Below are 17017 nucleotides of genomic sequence, written 5' to 3' on the forward strand. Positions count from 1 at the left end.
TTATGCTACGAAATTACCTCAAAATCGCTTGGAGAAACCTCCTTAAAAACAAACTATACAGCGTTATCAATATTTTTGGGTTAGCGATTGGCCTTACCTGTTTTTTATTGATTTCGTTGTACGTCGTCGATGAGCTCAGTTATGACCGCTATCTTAAAGACGCTAACCGTATCTACCGCGTACACTCAGACATTAAGTTTGGGGGAACGGAAATGAAAATGGCGCTGAGTTCCGACCCTTTTGGCCCTACGTTGAAAAAAGACTACCCCGAAGTGGAACAATACGTGCGTCTGTACGCTGAAAACAGTCGTCGATTTATCCGAAAAGGCAACGCATTTTTGGTGGAAAACAACTGCGTCAATGCCGATTCTACTTTTTTTGTGGTGTTTCCGTTTAAAATCATCGAAGGCGACGCTAAAACGGCTCTTAACGCACCTAACACCGTTGTTTTAAGTCAGTCGGCAGCGGAGAAGTTTTTTGGTGCTGGCCCTGCGGTAGGAAAAATCCTTTCAACGGGTGTCAACAATCCCCAAGAATACAAAGTAACGGCGGTCTATGAAGATATTCCCAAAAACTCTCACTTTAGAACGAACGTCATTTTTTCGTTTAAAAACGTGGATTACAGCTTCGGTAACTTCCTAAGCCATAATTTCTACACCTACATCAAGCTTAAAGAAGGTGCTGATTACAAACAACTTGAGGGAAAGTTTGACGGGTTGATTAACAAATACATTCTCCCCCAAGCCAAAGCTTTTGTTGATATCAAAAGCATGGATGAATTCAAAAAAGCGGGAAATTACATTCAGTATTCCCTCATTCCGCTCTTAGATATTCACTTAAAATCGAACAAATTATACGAGTTTGGGGTCAACGGAAACATCGAATACGTCTATATTTTTTCGATTGTGGCCGTGTTCTTGTTACTCATTGCCTGTATCAATTTTATGAACTTGAGTACGGCTCGGTCGGCCAATCGAGCCAAAGAAGTGGGGATTCGCAAAGTACTAGGTACGGAGCGCAACAGCTTGATTCGACAGTTTATGGCCGAATCAATCCTGACGAGCTACTTGGCCTTCGGAATCGCGCTGGTGTTGACCACGATACTCCTTCCTTACTTCAATCAAATTGCGGGCAAAGAGTTTACGCCCGCTACCATGTACCAGCCTACCTACTTGCCTTTTTTGCTGACATTGCCCCTCGGTGTTGGGATTTTGGCGGGGTATTATCCTTCCTTTTTCTTGTCGTCTTTTAAGCCAATTGAAGTTCTCAAAAGCAAGTTGAATGCTAACTTTAAGCGTTCCAACTTTCGGAATGTTTTGGTGACCTTCCAGTTTGTCACCTCGTTGGTATTGGTTATTTCTACCTTTATTATTTACCGTCAACTCAACTATATACAGCATAAAAACCTCGGTTTTTCGAAAGACCAAGTGCTTGTGGTGACGGGAACATCATCATTAGGCGAAAACAACCGCGTCTTCAAGGAAGAAGTCAAAAAAATGGCGGGGGTAAAAGCTGGGGCATTTGCGGGATATTTACCTGTTGCCAATTCGTCACGCAGCGATAATTCGTACTCAAAGACGCCCATTATCGACGTAAAAAATGGGTTTAATATGCAAAACTGGACTATTGATGAGGAGTACATTCCTACTTTGGGCATGGAGCTTATCAAAGGCCGAAACTTCTCCAAAGAATTCGGAGCCGATTCTAGTTCGGTCATTATCAATGAAGAAACCGCCAAACTGTTGGGCTTCGACGACCCTATTGGGAAGAATATTTACACCAGCGAAGGCAACGCCTCCAACCCCGTCACGTTGACGATTATTGGGGTGGTCAAAAACTTCCACTATTCATCAATGCGTCAAAATGTAGGGGCATTGTGCTTCCGATACGGGCGCAGCGGCTGGGATATGGCGTTTAAAGTCAATGCCTCAGACCCACAAAAACTCATCAAGCAAATAGAAGGTCAATGGAAGCAGCTATCGACTGGTATGCCTTTCAATTACCATTTTCTTGACGAATCTTTCAACGAAATGTATCAGGCCGAGCAGCGCGTCGGCACCATTGCGCTCATTTTTGCCATTTTAACTATACTCATTGCCTGTTTAGGATTGTTTGGACTGATTACGTACATCGCCGAACAGCGCACCAAGGAAATCGGGGTGCGTAAAGTACTCGGAGCGAGCCTTTTGAGCATTGTTGGCTTATTGTCTAAAGACTTTTTAAAGTTGGTCGCGATTGCCTTCTGTATTGCGGCACCGTTGGCGTACTATGCCATGTACGCGTGGTTAGAGGACTTTGCGTTTCGGGCCGAAATCCCGTTGTGGATTTTTGGCGCAGCAGGGGCAGCCACGATGCTGTTAGCCTTCTTGACCGTCAGTTTCCAATCCATCAAAGCCGCCTTGATGAATCCTGTCAAATCGTTAAAATCGGAATAATTTCCCGTAGCGACGTTGCAGTGCAACGTCGCCACAGCAGTGCAACGTCGCTACATTCATAACAATTATACCACCATGCTACGCAACTACCTCAAAATCGCTTTTCGGAACCTACTAAATGACAAAGTATTTAGCAGTATCAACATCCTAGGCTTGGCAATAGGATTTTCGGCGTCGGCGCTTATTTTGCTTTGGGTAAATGACGAATTAAACTTTGAAAATAGTCACGAAAATAAGCACCGAATTTATCAGGCGTGGAATCAGGTCACCGAAAAAGGCAAGACAAGTAGTTGGAACGTCACTCCGCAATCCATGGGACTTGCGTTGCAAAAAGACTATCCCGAAGTCGAAAAAATGACGCGGGTAGATTGGCCTGATAAGTATTTGTTTCAATCAAAAGAAACCAAAATCAAAGGAACTGTCCAGATTGTTGATTCTACCTTTTTGGACATTTTTACCTTCCCATTACTCAAAGGTGACGCCAAAACCTGCCTCAACGCTGTCAACAGTACGGTCATTACACAAGATTTTGCCAAAAAACTATTTGGAAATACCGACCCAATGGGGCAAATCATTAAACTCAACAACGAAAGCGATTTTGTGGTAACAGGCGTGTTGAAAGACCTTCCTCTTAACACTGATTTTACCTTTGAATGCCTCGTGCCGTGGCGATTTAAGGTAGCCAACAACATGGAAAGTTTGTACTGGGGAAACAACTCAACTACTACCTATGTGTTGCTAAAAACGAATACCGACGCTCAGGCATTTAACCAGAAAATCAAGCATCTACGCAAACGATACGATAAAGAAACGGCCAATTGGGAAACTTTCGTTTACCCCTTTGAACGGTTGCGCCTCTACGGAAACTTTAAAAATGGGGTAGAAGAAGGTGGTAAAATCGAACAAGTGCGCAACTTTTCGGTCATTGCCCTCTTGATATTGCTGATTGCGTGTATCAACTTCATGAATCTGAGCACTTCTCGCAGCGAAAAACGCGCCAAAGAAGTAGGAGTCAGAAAGGCGTCGGGGGCGAGTCGATTCTCGCTGATTAAACTGTTTTATTTCGAGTCTATTCTCACCTCATTGTTGGCGGGCGTGTTAGCAATCGGCATCATCATAGTCAGCCTTCCCGCGTTCAATCAACTCATTGAGTCTAAAATTGTCATTGATTGGTTGAATCCTGAGTGGATTGCTTACTCTTTGGTTTTCGTGGTCGTTACGGGATTGGTAGCAGGGTCATATCCTGCGTTATTCCTTTCGAGTTTTAATCCTTTGCAAGTATTGAAAGGAAGTTATTTCAACATTTCATCCCCAATTACCCCGCGAAAAATACTCGTTGTTTGTCAGTTTGTGTTCTCTGTTTTGCTTATTTCTTGTACCATGATTATCAAGCAACAATTAGATTATGCCCAAAACAGAAAATCAGGTTATGACAAAGCCAACCTGGTCTATCATCCCGTAGAGGGCGATATTTCTAAAAACTTTGACCTTATCAAAGCCGATTTGTTGAAAAACGACGTGGCGGTTTCGGTCGTAAAAACATTTTCACCTATCACTGAAACCTGGAGCAACACGGGCGGGATGCAATGGCGCGGCAAAGCCACCGACGACCACAGGAATATTGATCGTTTTGGCGCAGACGACCAAATTGTAAAAACGCTCGGGCTAGAAATTGTAGAAGGACGTGACTTCGACTTAAAAGCTTATCCCACCGATTCTTCTGGGGTCATTATTAACGAAACCGCCAAAAAGATGATGGGCTTCAAGAGTCCTATTGGCGAAAAAATTACCGACGGGGGTTGGGAGTTTCAAGTGATTGGGGTCGTGAAGGATTTTGTGATGCAATCGCCTTTTCGAGAAATCAACGCGGTCACAATCGCGGGTCCTAAGATGAATTTCTTCAACGCAGTACACGTCAAGTACAATGCGGCCAAACCAATGAGTGAAAACCTAGAAAAAGCAAAGGCCGTTTTCAAGAAATACAACCCCAATTACCCGTTTGAGTATCATTTTGTGGATGAAGCCTACAACAAAAAATTTGAGAGTGTAGAGCGGTTATCGTTCATGGCACAAGGGTTTGCTTTCTTGACCATTTTTATCACTTGCTTAGGTTTGCTTGGGTTGGCCACGTCGCTGGCGCAGCAAAAAACCAAGGAAATTGGCATTCGCAAAGTGCTAGGAGCAGGCATAGGCCAAATTGTGCTGTTGATGTCAAAAGGATTTGTTACGCCAGTGCTATTGGCCTTTCTGATTGCGAGTCCGCTGTCGTACTGGATCATGAATAAATGGTTGGAAGAATACACCTATAAAATCACCATCAATCCTTTGGTTTTTGTGTTAGCGGGGCTTGTAACGGTTGTTATTGCCTTGTTTACGGTGAGCTACCAATCCATCAAAGCCGCCTTGATGAATCCTGTCAAATCGTTGAAATCGGAATAATTTCCCGTAGCGACGTTGCACTGCAACGTCGCTACAGCATGTAATGTCCCTACCGATACGTCACAAAACCCTAAACCTTATGCTACGCAACTACCTCAAAATCGCTTTTCGGAACCTTTGGCAAAACAAAGTGTATTCGTTTGTCAACCTCTCAGGGCTTACCCTCGGCCTGACGGTGGTGATGCTGATTATGCTGTACGTCAAAGACGATTTGTCCTTTGACCGTATGCACGCGAAAGGCCCGCAAATTTTTCGGTTGATACAAGACCGTAAAGACTTGCAGGGAAATCTGAGTAAAATGGGAAATACAGGGATGCCCCAAGGCCCCGCGTTTGTGCGTGAACTTGGTGATTTTGAGGCGTATTGTCGCTTTAAGAACGGTTGGAATACCCTCGTCAGAAAAGGCAACGAAGGGATTAAAGAAAATCTGATGTACACCGACAACTCGGCGTTGACCATGTTTTCGTTTGAGGTGTTGGCAGGAGACGCTCGCACGGCCCTCAAGGACTTAAAAAACGTGGTGATTACCGACCGCATGGCCGAAAAGTATTTTGGAAGCCAAGACCCCGTGGGTAAAATAATCCAAATCGGGGATGAAGGGTCGGCCTTTAAGCCGTTTGTGGTGGCGGCCGTAGTCAAACACCCACCCGCCAACTCGTCGATTCAGTTTGATATGTTGATGTCCATCGACCACCTCATTTCACCTGACCCTCAGCAACGCGCCAACGATGAAAATTGGTTCAATGCAAGTTTGAATACGTTTTTGTTGGTCAATCCGAAAGCGAATGTGGCACAGTTGGGCAAAAAAATGGAGGCGGTGACAAAGAAGTACACCTCTGATTTTTTAGAAAGTGTGCGTAAAGATAATAGTGAAGGCAAAACCTACGAAATGAAGTTTAAGCTGCAACCTTTGTACGAAATGCACTTAAACCCTGAGTATTACGCCTCCAATGGCTTAGAATACTGGTCAAATGAGCGTTATCCGAAGATTTTGACGGGACTGGCGTTGTTGGTTTTGGTCATTGCTTGTATCAATTTTGTGAACCTTACGCTGGCCCGCTCGCTCAAACGTGCCAAAGAAATCGGTATTCGAAAAGCAACGGGCGGTACACGAAATCATATCTTATCGCAGTTTTTAGGAGAGTCGTTTTTGCTGACGGCATTGGCTTTTATTCCGTCGTTGCTATTAGCGTATGTTCTATTACCGACGTTTAGCGATCTGACTGACAAGCACTTAGAAAGCACTTACCTTTTCCAGCCTTCGACTTTAGCCCTGTTTGGCGGTTTACTGTTTTTGGTCGCTCTCTTGGCGGGCTTTTACCCTGCGTTGGTACTTTCAGGTTTTCGTCCCATGGAGACCTTGCGTGGACAAATTAAGCTATCAGGACGGCAAATGTTCGGCAAAGCATTGGTCGTCTTTCAGTTTGTGCTGGCAGGGGTATTGATTATCGGGACGGTGATTGCAGCGCGTCAATTTGACTACATCACCCACGCCGAACTTGGGTATAAAACCGACAATATCTTGCGTTTTTGGTTGCCTTGGGATCAAATAGAGAAAGTAGCCACTCCGCTCAAACACGATTTAGCGCAGTTGCCTTACGTAGAAAAAGTATCAAGTAAATCGGGCGATTGGAATAGTACGATTTACCAGATTAACGGCAAAGACACTGATTATACTTACTACGAATACATCGACGAGAATCACCTTCAACTCATGGGGATTCCGTTGGTCAAGGGGCGGTATTTTTCATCCAAATACGCCTTGGACACGGTATCAAATATCATTGTCAACGAGGCTTTTGTACGGGAGTTTGTTCCCAAAGGCCAAGATCCTTTCACGCTTTCCATTCGCCAACGCGACAAAGCATTGAACATCGTTGGGATTGTAAAAGACTTCCATTATGATTCATTTAAGGAGAAAATCAAGCCCATCGTGTGGGCGCGCGATACCCGCCGACAAGCAGGCTGTATTCACATACAACTGGCGGCTAACCACCAAAAAGAAGCCTTAGCACAGATTAAGAACGTCTATAAAAAGTACGTCCCTTACCTTCCTTTGGAATACTATTTCTTGGAAGATTTTCGGATGCAGCGCTACGCCGACGACCTGCGCTGGAAGCAAATTTTGACCTATACCTCCTTGGTAGCCATTTTGATTGCCTGCTTAGGATTATTTGGATTGGCCACATTTGTAACCGAACAGCGTACCAAAGAAATTGGCATTCGTAAAGTACTTGGGGCGGGTGTAACAAGCATCGTTGCGCTTTTATCAAAAGACTTTTTGAAGCTCGTCTTTATAGGAATTGCCATTGCCTGCCCAGTGGCTTATTATTTCGGCAATCAATGGCTTCAGGACTTTGCGTACCGAATCGAAATCAACGCGTGGATATTTGTGTTGGCAGGGAGCTTGTCGATGCTCGTTGCACTAGGCACTGTTGCGTACCAAGCCTTCAAAACAGCCCTTTCTAATCCCGTCAAAACGTTGAAAACGGAATAAAATCATCGGGTATTGTTGGTAGAGACGTTGCATGCGTGGAGACGTTGCATGCAACGTCTCTACCAACAACTAATACCATGGAACGTACAATACTGGACAACGGTGTACGATTTCGGACAAATAACAATCCCAAAATCCCCTTCTACAGGCTAAAAATGCACATTCAGGTAACTGGCAAACTATTTGTTCTACAAAAGTTAATAATATTTTTTTTGATGAAACGAACGTACTTAGGTGAATTTGAAGAAATTGTCCTCTTGACCGTCTCCATTTTGGGAGAAGGGGCCTATGGAGTGGCTATTACCGACGAACTCGACCGCCAAACGGGACGAAGTGTAAGCATTAGTGCGGTTCATGCCGCTTTGCACCGCCTCGAAGAGAAAGGAATGCTGTCGTCGTTTATGGGAGAGGCTACCGCCGAACGCGGTGGACGCCGCAAGCGCCTCTTTCGGGTGACTGTGATTGGCAGTAAAACACTACAAGAAGTGCGCGAACAACGAAATCGTTTGTGGGATGCTATTGCACCTCAGACGTTACCTGTTTTGGGAATGTAATATTGTAGAAACGTTGCATGCGTGGAGAAGACGTTGCATGCAACGTCTCTACCGTGATGCACAATATAATATCATATGCAAAACTACCCGCCCCGCTGGGCTGACCGCCTACTTACATTCTTTTGTGCTCCTCACTTGCTAGAGGAAGTACAAGGTGACTTACATGAGCGTTATCAGCGACAACTAGCCCTGTTTGGCGAGAAAATCGCACGCCGTCAATATGTGTGGAATGTCCTGAGTTTTATTCGTCCTTTTGCCCTTAAACGTAAAAAATCCGAGTTTCAAACCACTTTTTTATGCAGCCCGACCATGTTAATCAATTATTTAAAAGTCGCTTTTCGAAATCTTGTTCGTCATAAGACGTTCAGCTCACTCAATGTTTTTGGCCTGACCGTCGGTACAGTATGTTGCTTGTACATTTTGGCCTATGTCAAAGACCAATTTGGCTACGATACCTACCATAAAGACGCCGAAAATATCTATCGTCTCCGAACAAATATCGTTCATAACGGCGGCGATCAGCCCATGTTCAATAGCTGCACCAGCGGGCCTGTCATTGCCCCGACCATGAAAAAAGACCTCCCTGAAGTGGTAGAATATACTCGCGCCCTTAACTTTTTTACCACAAAAAATAACGTTTTAGGAGTAGTAGGAAAAACCGAAACGTTTATTGACGATAAAGGTTTTTTGGTTGATTCTACTTTTTTCAATGTCTTTACCTACCGTTTCACGGAAGGTTCGCCAGAGCATTCGTTGGATGCGCCCTACACGGCAGTACTTTCAAAAACGCTTGCCAAAAAAATGTTTGGGGACGAAAAAGCGATTAACAAGCGCATTAAAGTAGGTAGTAATATCAATACCACGATCTATACCGTAACGGGGGTTTATGACGATAATTTTGGAAAATCACACCTGAAGCCAAGCTTCTTGGTGAGCCTCAATAGCGGTGGGCTGGGGGAGTTTGCCCGAAACAATACCGAATGGGGGGGCAACAACTTTATTTATTCTTACGTAAAACTCAAACCTCACGTAAGCCCCGAAAGTGTCAATACCAAAATAGCCGCTCTTTTGCAACGCTATGGTGGGAAAAGAATCGCCGAATTAGGGATGCAAAAAAAGGTATTTCTAGAAAAAATAACCGACATTCACCTATATTCAAAAGGCGTTACCAACCAAGCAGGTAAGGTCTCAGATATTTCCTTTTTGTACATTTTATTGACGATTGCCGCTTTTATTCAGCTCATTGCCTGCATCAATTTTGTCAATCTTACGACGGCACGTTCGGTGCGTCGTGCCAAAGAAGTAGGGGTTAGAAAAGCCGTCGGCGCGTTTAGATCGGTGCTGATTGGGCAGTTTTTGGGAGAGTCGATGCTCATTGCCTTCATTTCCATTTTCTTGGCTCTACCAATTGTTCAGCTTCTGTTGCCTTTTCTCAATTCGCTTACCGACAGTGCGTTAGAGCTGAATGTTACGCAAAATGTCGATATTTTGGTGATCACCGTATCGGTGGCATTATTGACGGGGCTATTAGCGGGGATTTATCCAGCCATTTATTTATCAAGTTTCAAGCCTGTTAGCGTTCTGAAAGGCACGTTTAAGTTTAATCCCACCTCGGTTGTTCTTCGCAAAGGCTTAGTGGTCTTTCAGTTTTCGATTGCTATTGTGCTCATTATCGGCGTGTTGGTGATTTCTAAGCAGTTAGATTTTATGCAAAACAAAGACCTCGGTTTTAATCAAAAACAAAAAATAGTCATCTCGCTTTCCAACGAAAATGCCCAAGGGCAGTTTACGGCCTTGAAAAATGAGTTGTTGAATCAGCATCAGATTAAAAACATCGGAGGCGTTCGTTACTATCCTTCTCAAAGTTTTTTACAAGATATGTTGGTCTTTAAATCGGGAGGAAGTATGGACAAAGGCGTGTTAATCAAAAACAACGTAGTGGATGAAGGGTTTTTGAAGACGCTTGGAATCAAACTCATTGCAGGTCGAAACTTCACACCAGCCGATACCAACAACCAAGTGATTTTGAGCGAGAAAAGCGTAAGAGATTTAAACTTGACCTTGACGACGGCCGTGGGTACTGAAGTATTCACGGGCGCTGTCGACAACGTTGATGCATTTAGAGTCATTGGCGTTTACAAAGATTACATCAACAACTCTTTGAAAGAGGAAATCAAACCCGTAATGATGCACTACAACGCTCAGCCAGAGTACATGGTTTTGGAAGTTCAATCTGACAACTACGATGGGTTAATGGCCAATGTTGAGCAAACCTGGAAAAAACTTATCCCTGGCTTTCCATTACAGTACTCGTTTTTGGATGAAGAGATTCAAAAACAGTACGTAGAAGAAAAAACACTGCGCAAGATTATCAATTCATTCACCTTCATTGCTATTCTCATCAGCTGTTTGGGGCTTTTTGGGTTGGCTATGTTTACGGCCGAGCAGCGTACCAAAGAAATCGGAGTTCGGAAAGTACTCGGAGCAAGTGTGTTGAGTATCACAACGTTGCTATCCAAAGAATTTTTGAAGCCTGTGGTGGTGGCACTCCTGATTGCGTCGCCGTTGTCGTATTATGCCATGAACAAGTGGTTAGAAAGTTTCGTGTATCGTACGGAGATTGGTTGGGGAAGTTTTGCCGTTGCGGGCATAGCGATTGTTGCCATTTCCTTATTTACGGTCAGCTATCAGACCTTGAAAGCTGCCCTGATAAACCCTGTGACTACGTTGAAATCGGAATAATTTCATTGTCGCGTAGAGACGTTGCATGCAACGTCTCCACAGCATGCAACGTCTCCACCGCATGCAACGTCTCCACCGCATGCAACGTCTCTACAATTCCATTTACAATACAATTATTATATGCAAAATCATCCGCCTCGCTGGGCTGACCACCTGCTTGAATTGTTTTGTGCACCTCACCTGCTGGAGGAAGTGCAGGGAGACCTGTATGAACGTTTTCAGCGGCAGGTTGGGCTTTTTGGGGTAAAAATAGCGCGGAGGCAGTATGCGTTGAACGTGCTGAGTTTTATCCGACCGTTTGCTTTGAAACGTAAACCAAACCCTTATCCATTCACCTTTTTATACCGTCCTTCTATGTTACGAAATTATTTCAAAATTGCTTTTCGAAACCTCGTTAAAAATACGGGGTATTCTGTCATCAACATTGGTGGACTGGCCGTTGGTATGGCCGTGGCCATGATGATTGGTCTTTGGATTTACGATGAGCTTTCGTACGACAAGTATCATCAGCACTACGATAAGCTAGCGCAAGTAATGCAGCACCAGACGTTCAACGGCCGAAAGGGTACAGAAAGGTCTATCCCTATGCCTTTGGAAGCGGAATTAAGGGCAAAATACGGGAGTGATTTTAAGCATTTGGCCATGGCTACGTGGGGAGGGGATCGTATTTTGACGTACGGCGAAACCAAAATCACGCGCTCTGGCAACTACATGGATGTGGATATGCCCAGAATGCTTTCGTTGAAAATGCTCAAGGGCAATTATGACGGTCTCAAAGAGCTTAACTCCGTTTTACTTTCTGAATCGACTGCCCAATCTCTTTTTGGCAGTGAAAATCCCATGGGTAAAGTCATGCGGATTGACAATAAACTGGACGTAAAAGTAACAGGTGTATATGAAGATTTGCCTTTTAACACCTCCGCTAATGATCTGAAATTTATTGCTCCTTGGAAGTTGTATGTTTCGTCGCAAAAGTGGGTGCAGCGGGCTTTGGAGGATGGTCAGTGGGATAACAATTCCTTTCAGCTTTTTGCCCAAATTGCTGACCACGCTGATATGGACAAGCTAAGCGCTAAAATCAAAAACACGAAGTTGGACAAAGTAAGTGCGGAAGAAAAGAAATTTAAGGCAGAGATTTTTCTACATCCCATGAGCGATTGGCACTTACGTTCTAACTGGGAAGAAGGGGTAAAAACGGGTGGTTTTATTCAATACGTGTGGCTGTTTGCCATTGTTGGGCTGTTTGTGCTGTTGCTAGCCTGTATCAATTTTATGAACCTGAGCACCGCACGCTCCGAAAAACGGGCCAAAGAAGTAGGTATTCGTAAAGCGGTCGGCTCCATTCGAGCGCAGTTAATCAATCAGTTTTTCAGCGAGTCGTTTTTAGTAGTTATCCTTGCGTTTGTGGGTGCGGTGGTGTTAGCGTTGATCGTACTGCCATTGTTCAACGAAGTTACCGATAAAAAAATGATCTTTCCGTGGACTGAGCCTATGTTTTGGCTAGTAAGCATTGGTTTTATCTTCCTCACGGGAATATTGGCAGGTAGTTATCCCGCCTTGTATTTGTCTTCTTTTCAGCCCGTTAAAGTGCTAAAGGGAACGTTTAAAGCAGGTCGTTTTGCCTCTATTCCTCGACAAGTGTTGGTTGTAGTGCAATTTACGGTATCTATCACGTTGACTATCGGAACTTTGATTGTGTATCGCCAAATCCAACATACCAAAGACCGCCCCATGGGTTATAACAACGACGGCCTGATTATGATGCAAATGATGTCTCCCGATTTTTACGGGAAGTATGATTTGCTTCGTACGGAGCTGAAAAACAAAGGAGCGATTGTCGAAATGGCTGAGTCGTCAAGCCCACTGACGGGGGTTTGGTCAAACAACGGTGGCTTCCATTGGGAAGGACAAGACCCTAGCCTCCAACCCGAGTTTGCGACGATTTGGGTTACGCATGATTTTGGTAAAACAGTCGGTTGGCAGTTCAAAGAAGGCCGCGATTTTTCCAGAGATTTCTCAACGGACACGGCGGCGATTGTTATCAATGAAGCAGCGGTGAAGTTTATGGGAATTAAAAATCCAGTTGGAAAGGTAGTGCAATGGGGGCAAGGCAAAGATGCTGAGTATTTTACCATTGTAGGGGTGATCAAAGATATGCTCATGGAGTCACCGTATGAGCCAGTGAAGCAAACCATTTATATGATGAACTACGAAAATGTAAATTGGATGACCATGAAGCTCAATCCCATGCGCAGTGCGTCTGAGTCGGTGGCAATGATTGAAGCCACGTTCAAAAAACACCTTCCAGCGGCTCCGTTCGACTATAAATTTGTCGATCAAGAGTTTGGCAAAAAATTCCAATCAGAGGAGCGAATTGGCAAACTAGCTGCCATTTTTGCGTTGTTAGCCGTATTTATTTCGTGTTTAGGGCTGTTTGGGTTAGCGTCGTTTGTAGCCGAACAGCGTACCAAAGAAATAGGTGTTCGCAAAGTGCTTGGCGCTTCGGTATTCAACCTGTGGGGAATGCTTTCCAAAGACTTTGTTGTGTTGGTGGTTATTTCTTGCCTGATTGCGATGCCGATTGCCTACTATTTCTTGAGTGATTGGCTGCAAGACTATAAATACCATACTGAGATTCCGTGGTGGATTTTTGTGGCTGCTATCTTGGGGGCGTTGGCTATCACGCTACTTACGGTAAGTTATCAATCCATTCGGGCAGCGTTAGCAAATCCTGTCAAATCGTTGAAATCGGAATAAATTCATTGTCCCGTAGATACGTTGCATGCAACGTATCTTATCTATTGTATGTTGCGGTGGAGACGTTGCAATGCGGTGGAGACGTTGCAATGCGGTGGAGACGTTGCAATGCGGTGGAGACGTTGCAACGCGGTGGAGACGTTGCAATGCGGTGGAGACGTTGCAATGCGGTGGAGACGTTGCAATGCAACGTCTCTACAATCCATTTTCTCTGTCCACCGCAGGACAACGTTTGTCCGTTTGCGGACATTTTTTTTTTCATACACTTCCTTAAAAACAGCGTTTATAGCCCAAAAAAGGCCATTTGCATTTCTGGCACACATTTGTACGATAAAATATAAACTAATCATTACGCCCATGCGTCGGACTTATCTGGGAGAATTTGAGGAAGTCGTTTTGCTGATGGTAGCCATTCTCGATGGAGAGGCGTATGGCGTCACGGTCAGTCAGGCGTTGGAAGAGCACACGGGGCGGGTGGTGACGTTTGGTACGGTTCACAATACACTCATTCGATTGGAAGAAAAAGGCTTTGTCAGCTCCGAACTCGGTGGCGCAACCAATGAACGCGGCGGGCGGCGGAAACGCCTTTTTCACGTAACGGCGCTGGGAAATCGTGCTTTGCAGGAAATCCAACAACTGCGCCAACAACTTTGGCAACTCCTACCACCGACTAAATTGCAATTGAACAGCCTATGAAAACCACTGAATTTCATCCGCCTAGGTGGGCTAACCGCGTCTTGAGGTGGTTTCACCCCGAAGATACCCTCGAAGAAGTAGAAGGTGATTTGGATGAATTATACGCCTACTGGTACGAGCATGCAGGCAAACGCCAAGCCACGTGGCGTTATTTGCTTAATGTCGCATCGGTATTGCCTCCCTTTGTCCGTCGTCGCGAGAAAAAACAAGCTTATAATAACCCTTTTTTAATTCAGCCATCTATGTTACGCAATTATTTCAAAATCGCCTTTCGTACCTTGGCACACAACAAGGTGTATTCAGTGATCAATGTCATTGGGTTGAGTATTGGTTTGGCGGCGGCCATGCTGATTATGCTCTATACCAAAGACGAGGTCAGTTTTGATCAGTTTCATTCCAACAACCCCCACATCTATCGCATTACGAGCAAACAGTTTACGCCTGCGGGGGTTTTTCAATCGTACAATACCCATACGGGGTACTTACAAGGGCCAAAGTTTGCAGCGGGTGTTCCCGAAATTAAATCATTTGTGCGTTATAAAAGCGACCGAAACGACATCAAAACAGGAACAGAGATCAAAAGTTTTGAATCTTTTTGGGCTGATAGTAGTTTCTTTTCCGTTTTTTCCTTTCCGCTCGTAAGTGGTAATCCCGCCACGGCCTTAAAGGAACCGAAGTCAGTGGTGCTTTCGGAAGAAATGGCCGAAAAACAGTTTGGAACCACCAACGCTTTAGGAAAAACCCTGTTAGTAAGAAATTCGTACGGGGAGTCTAACGAATTTGAGCCCTATACCGTTACAGGTATTGCCAAAAAATGCCCCCAAAACTCTTCGATTAAGTTTGACTTTCTTTTTCCCTATGTAGTAAGCAAAGAAGATATGGCCAATGAAAGTAATTGGTTCAACTTTTTCCAAAATACCTTTGTCGTGCTTGAGCCTAATTCCAACCTCAAAAAAGTAGCGGCCACGATGAATCGCGTTTTTCAAAAAGATGCCAAACAAGCGATGGAAGAAGAAGTAAAGCGGTTTGGGCCTCAGAGCAAAATGGAATACATGCTGCAATCGTTTACCGACATGCACCTAAACAAAGACCAACCTGCTCAAAATGGCTTGGTGGACGGCAGTAATCCGATGTTTTCGTACATCCTCTCGGGGATTGCGCTGTTTATTTTGCTCATTGCGTGCATCAACTTCGTGAACTTAACCGTGGCACGCTCACTCAAACGGGCTAAAGAAATTGGGGTACGCAAGGTCGTTGGAGGAGGCCGGGGGCAGTTGGTGATGCAATTTTTGGGGGAATCGTTTATTCTGTGCTTTTTGGCGTTTGGATTTGCCTTGTTGTTGGTACAAATGGTGCTACCGACTTTCAATGAGCTTGCTAATAAAGCATTGGCATTTTCGTATTTGTTTGATGCTAAATTAGTGGCGGGTTATATCGCTTTGTTTTTGGCCACAGGTCTTCTGGCGGGCTTTTATCCTGCGTTGGTTTTATCCAACTACAATCCTGTCCAAACACTTTATAGCCGCTTCAACCTTTCGGGCAAAAACTATCTTCAAAAGAGCTTGGTGGTGTTGCAGTTTTCGTTGGCGTCTTTTTTAATTATTGCCACGCTTACGATTTATTCCCAATTCAACTATTTGACCAGCAAAGACTTAGGATATAACGACAAAGGCGTTGTGACCGTTGGTAAATCGGGATTGAGTCGCAATGAAGCAAAGGTGTTGAAGGATGAGCTATTGAAAAATCAGAATATACTAGACGTCGCGCCCAAAAATGGCGGAAACTGGTACACGATTGCCAAAGTAAATGGCCAAACCGAAATAAATTTTGCGTACGAAACGGTAGACGCAGCTTACTTTCCTTTGTTACAGATTCCGATTCTCAAAGGACGAAACTTTTCGGCCGAGTTTAACTCTGATTCTACGTCGTCGATATTGGTTAATGAGACCTTTGTAAAAAAAGCAGGTTGGACAAACCCGTTGGGCCAAATCGTGGATTTTTGGTACAATGAAGGCGAAAAATACAAGATAATTGGCGTGGTGAAAGACTTTCACTTTGAGTCACTTAACTCCGAAATAAAGCCGCAGCTGTTTACGATGAAGCCAGGGAATCAGTACGGAAAGGTGTTCATCAAAATCAAAGAAGGAAGCGAAACGGCGAGCTTAAGCCACCTTGCTAAAACGTATAAAAAACTCTTTCCGACAAATCCGTACGAGTACAAGTTTATGGACGAAGAAAACGAAAAACGCTACGAAGCCGAAGCCAAATGGAAGCAAATCATGCTCTTTGGGGCGATTTTGACCATTTTTATTTCATGTATTGGCCTGTTTGGTTTGGCCACGCTCTCAGCCGAACGGCGTACCAAAGAAATCGGTATCCGTAAAGTACTAGGCGCGTCGGTAGCGAGCATCACGACGTTGCTTTCGGCTGATTTTCTAAAATTGGTGAGTTTGTCGTTTGTCTTTGCTTTTCCTATAGCTTACTATGCCATCAAAGAATGGCTCGAAAATTATCCTTACCGCATCGACATCAGCGTTTGGACGTTTGTGATTGCGGCGGCATTGTCGATTCTAATCGCCTTTTTCACCGTTAGTTTTCAATCCATCAAAGCCGCCTTAGGCAATCCAGTAAAGTCGCTGAAAACAGAGTAAAGAAACATAAGGCTTACCCCTGATTTTTTCAAGTGTAAGGGTTGAAAATCAGGAGTAAAGCCTTTGTAATACCCTTGATATTCCTTTCGGAGAATAACTCTTATTTTAAAAAAACCTATTCAAAGTGTACGAAAATGTACAAAACATGTACGATTTCGGACATCCTATCAGTCTTTTTAAGAGATAAACACCACAATATCAACACTTTATTCTACTGGCAAGCTATTTGTTCACCAAAAAGGTCGA

General features: G+C 44.2%; 8 protein-coding genes. All 8 read left to right on the forward strand.

Features of this window, described 5'->3' with window-relative positions; all coding sequences use genetic code 11:
* Positions 1–2 precede the first annotated feature (2 nt).
* The 8 genes from G563_RS0103840 to G563_RS0103875 all read left to right on the forward strand — a co-directional run bounded on the left by G563_RS0103840 (position 3) and on the right by G563_RS0103875 (position 16771).
* A complete protein-coding gene (locus G563_RS0103840) occupies positions 3–2435 on the forward strand; it encodes an ABC transporter permease (RefSeq protein WP_028664144.1) in 2433 nt (810 codons plus the stop codon).
* 39 nt (positions 2436–2474) lie between these two features.
* Positions 2475–4874: an ABC transporter permease gene (locus G563_RS0103845; RefSeq protein ID WP_229598436.1), complete on the forward strand. Its 2400-nt coding sequence runs from the start codon at positions 2475–2477 to the stop codon at positions 4872–4874.
* A gap of 79 nt (positions 4875–4953) precedes the next feature.
* The gene (locus tag G563_RS0103850) at positions 4954–7371 is read left to right on the forward strand and encodes an ABC transporter permease (RefSeq protein WP_028664146.1); all 2418 of its coding nucleotides are present in this window, start codon (positions 4954–4956) and stop codon (positions 7369–7371) included.
* A gap of 215 nt (positions 7372–7586) precedes the next feature.
* The gene (locus G563_RS0103855) at positions 7587–7925 is read left to right on the forward strand and encodes a PadR family transcriptional regulator (protein WP_028664147.1); all 339 of its coding nucleotides are present in this window, start codon (positions 7587–7589) and stop codon (positions 7923–7925) included.
* Between the two features lie 75 nt (positions 7926–8000).
* Positions 8001–10667, forward strand: coding sequence for an ABC transporter permease (locus G563_RS0103860; RefSeq protein WP_084650750.1), 2667 nt, complete (start codon positions 8001–8003; stop codon positions 10665–10667).
* A gap of 120 nt (positions 10668–10787) precedes the next feature.
* Complete coding sequence (locus G563_RS0103865; RefSeq protein WP_028664149.1) at positions 10788–13424, forward strand: ABC transporter permease; 2637 nt, start codon at positions 10788–10790, stop codon at positions 13422–13424.
* Between the two features lie 357 nt (positions 13425–13781).
* Positions 13782–14120 carry a PadR family transcriptional regulator gene (locus G563_RS0103870; RefSeq protein WP_028664150.1) on the forward strand — a complete coding sequence of 113 codons (339 nt, stop codon included), beginning with the start codon at positions 13782–13784 and terminating at the stop codon, positions 14118–14120.
* Entirely contained in the window at positions 14117–16771 is a 2655-nt protein-coding gene (locus G563_RS0103875) for an ABC transporter permease (RefSeq protein ID WP_028664151.1), read from the forward strand. The genes G563_RS0103870 and G563_RS0103875 overlap by 4 nt, the downstream gene beginning before the upstream one ends.
* Positions 16772–17017 lie beyond the last annotated feature (246 nt).

Source organism: Runella zeae DSM 19591, assembly GCF_000423565.1.
GTDB classification, from domain to species: Bacteria; Bacteroidota; Bacteroidia; order Cytophagales; family Spirosomataceae; genus Runella; species Runella zeae.

Excerpts from the sequence above, each read along its gene's own strand:
- G563_RS0103875 (WP_028664151.1), top strand. The coding sequence starts at position 14,117 with ATGAAAACCACTGAATTTCATCCGCCTAGGTGGGCTAACCGCGTCTTG.
- G563_RS0103850 (WP_028664146.1), top strand. The coding sequence starts at position 4,954 with ATGCTACGCAACTACCTCAAAATCGCTTTTCGGAACCTTTGGCAAAAC.
- G563_RS0103855 (WP_028664147.1), top strand. The coding sequence starts at position 7,587 with ATGAAACGAACGTACTTAGGTGAATTTGAAGAAATTGTCCTCTTGACC.
- G563_RS0103840 (WP_028664144.1), top strand. The coding sequence starts at position 3 with ATGCTACGAAATTACCTCAAAATCGCTTGGAGAAACCTCCTTAAAAAC.
- G563_RS0103860 (WP_084650750.1), top strand. The coding sequence starts at position 8,001 with ATGCAAAACTACCCGCCCCGCTGGGCTGACCGCCTACTTACATTCTTT.
- G563_RS0103870 (WP_028664150.1), top strand. The coding sequence starts at position 13,782 with ATGCGTCGGACTTATCTGGGAGAATTTGAGGAAGTCGTTTTGCTGATG.
- G563_RS0103865 (WP_028664149.1), top strand. The coding sequence starts at position 10,788 with ATGCAAAATCATCCGCCTCGCTGGGCTGACCACCTGCTTGAATTGTTT.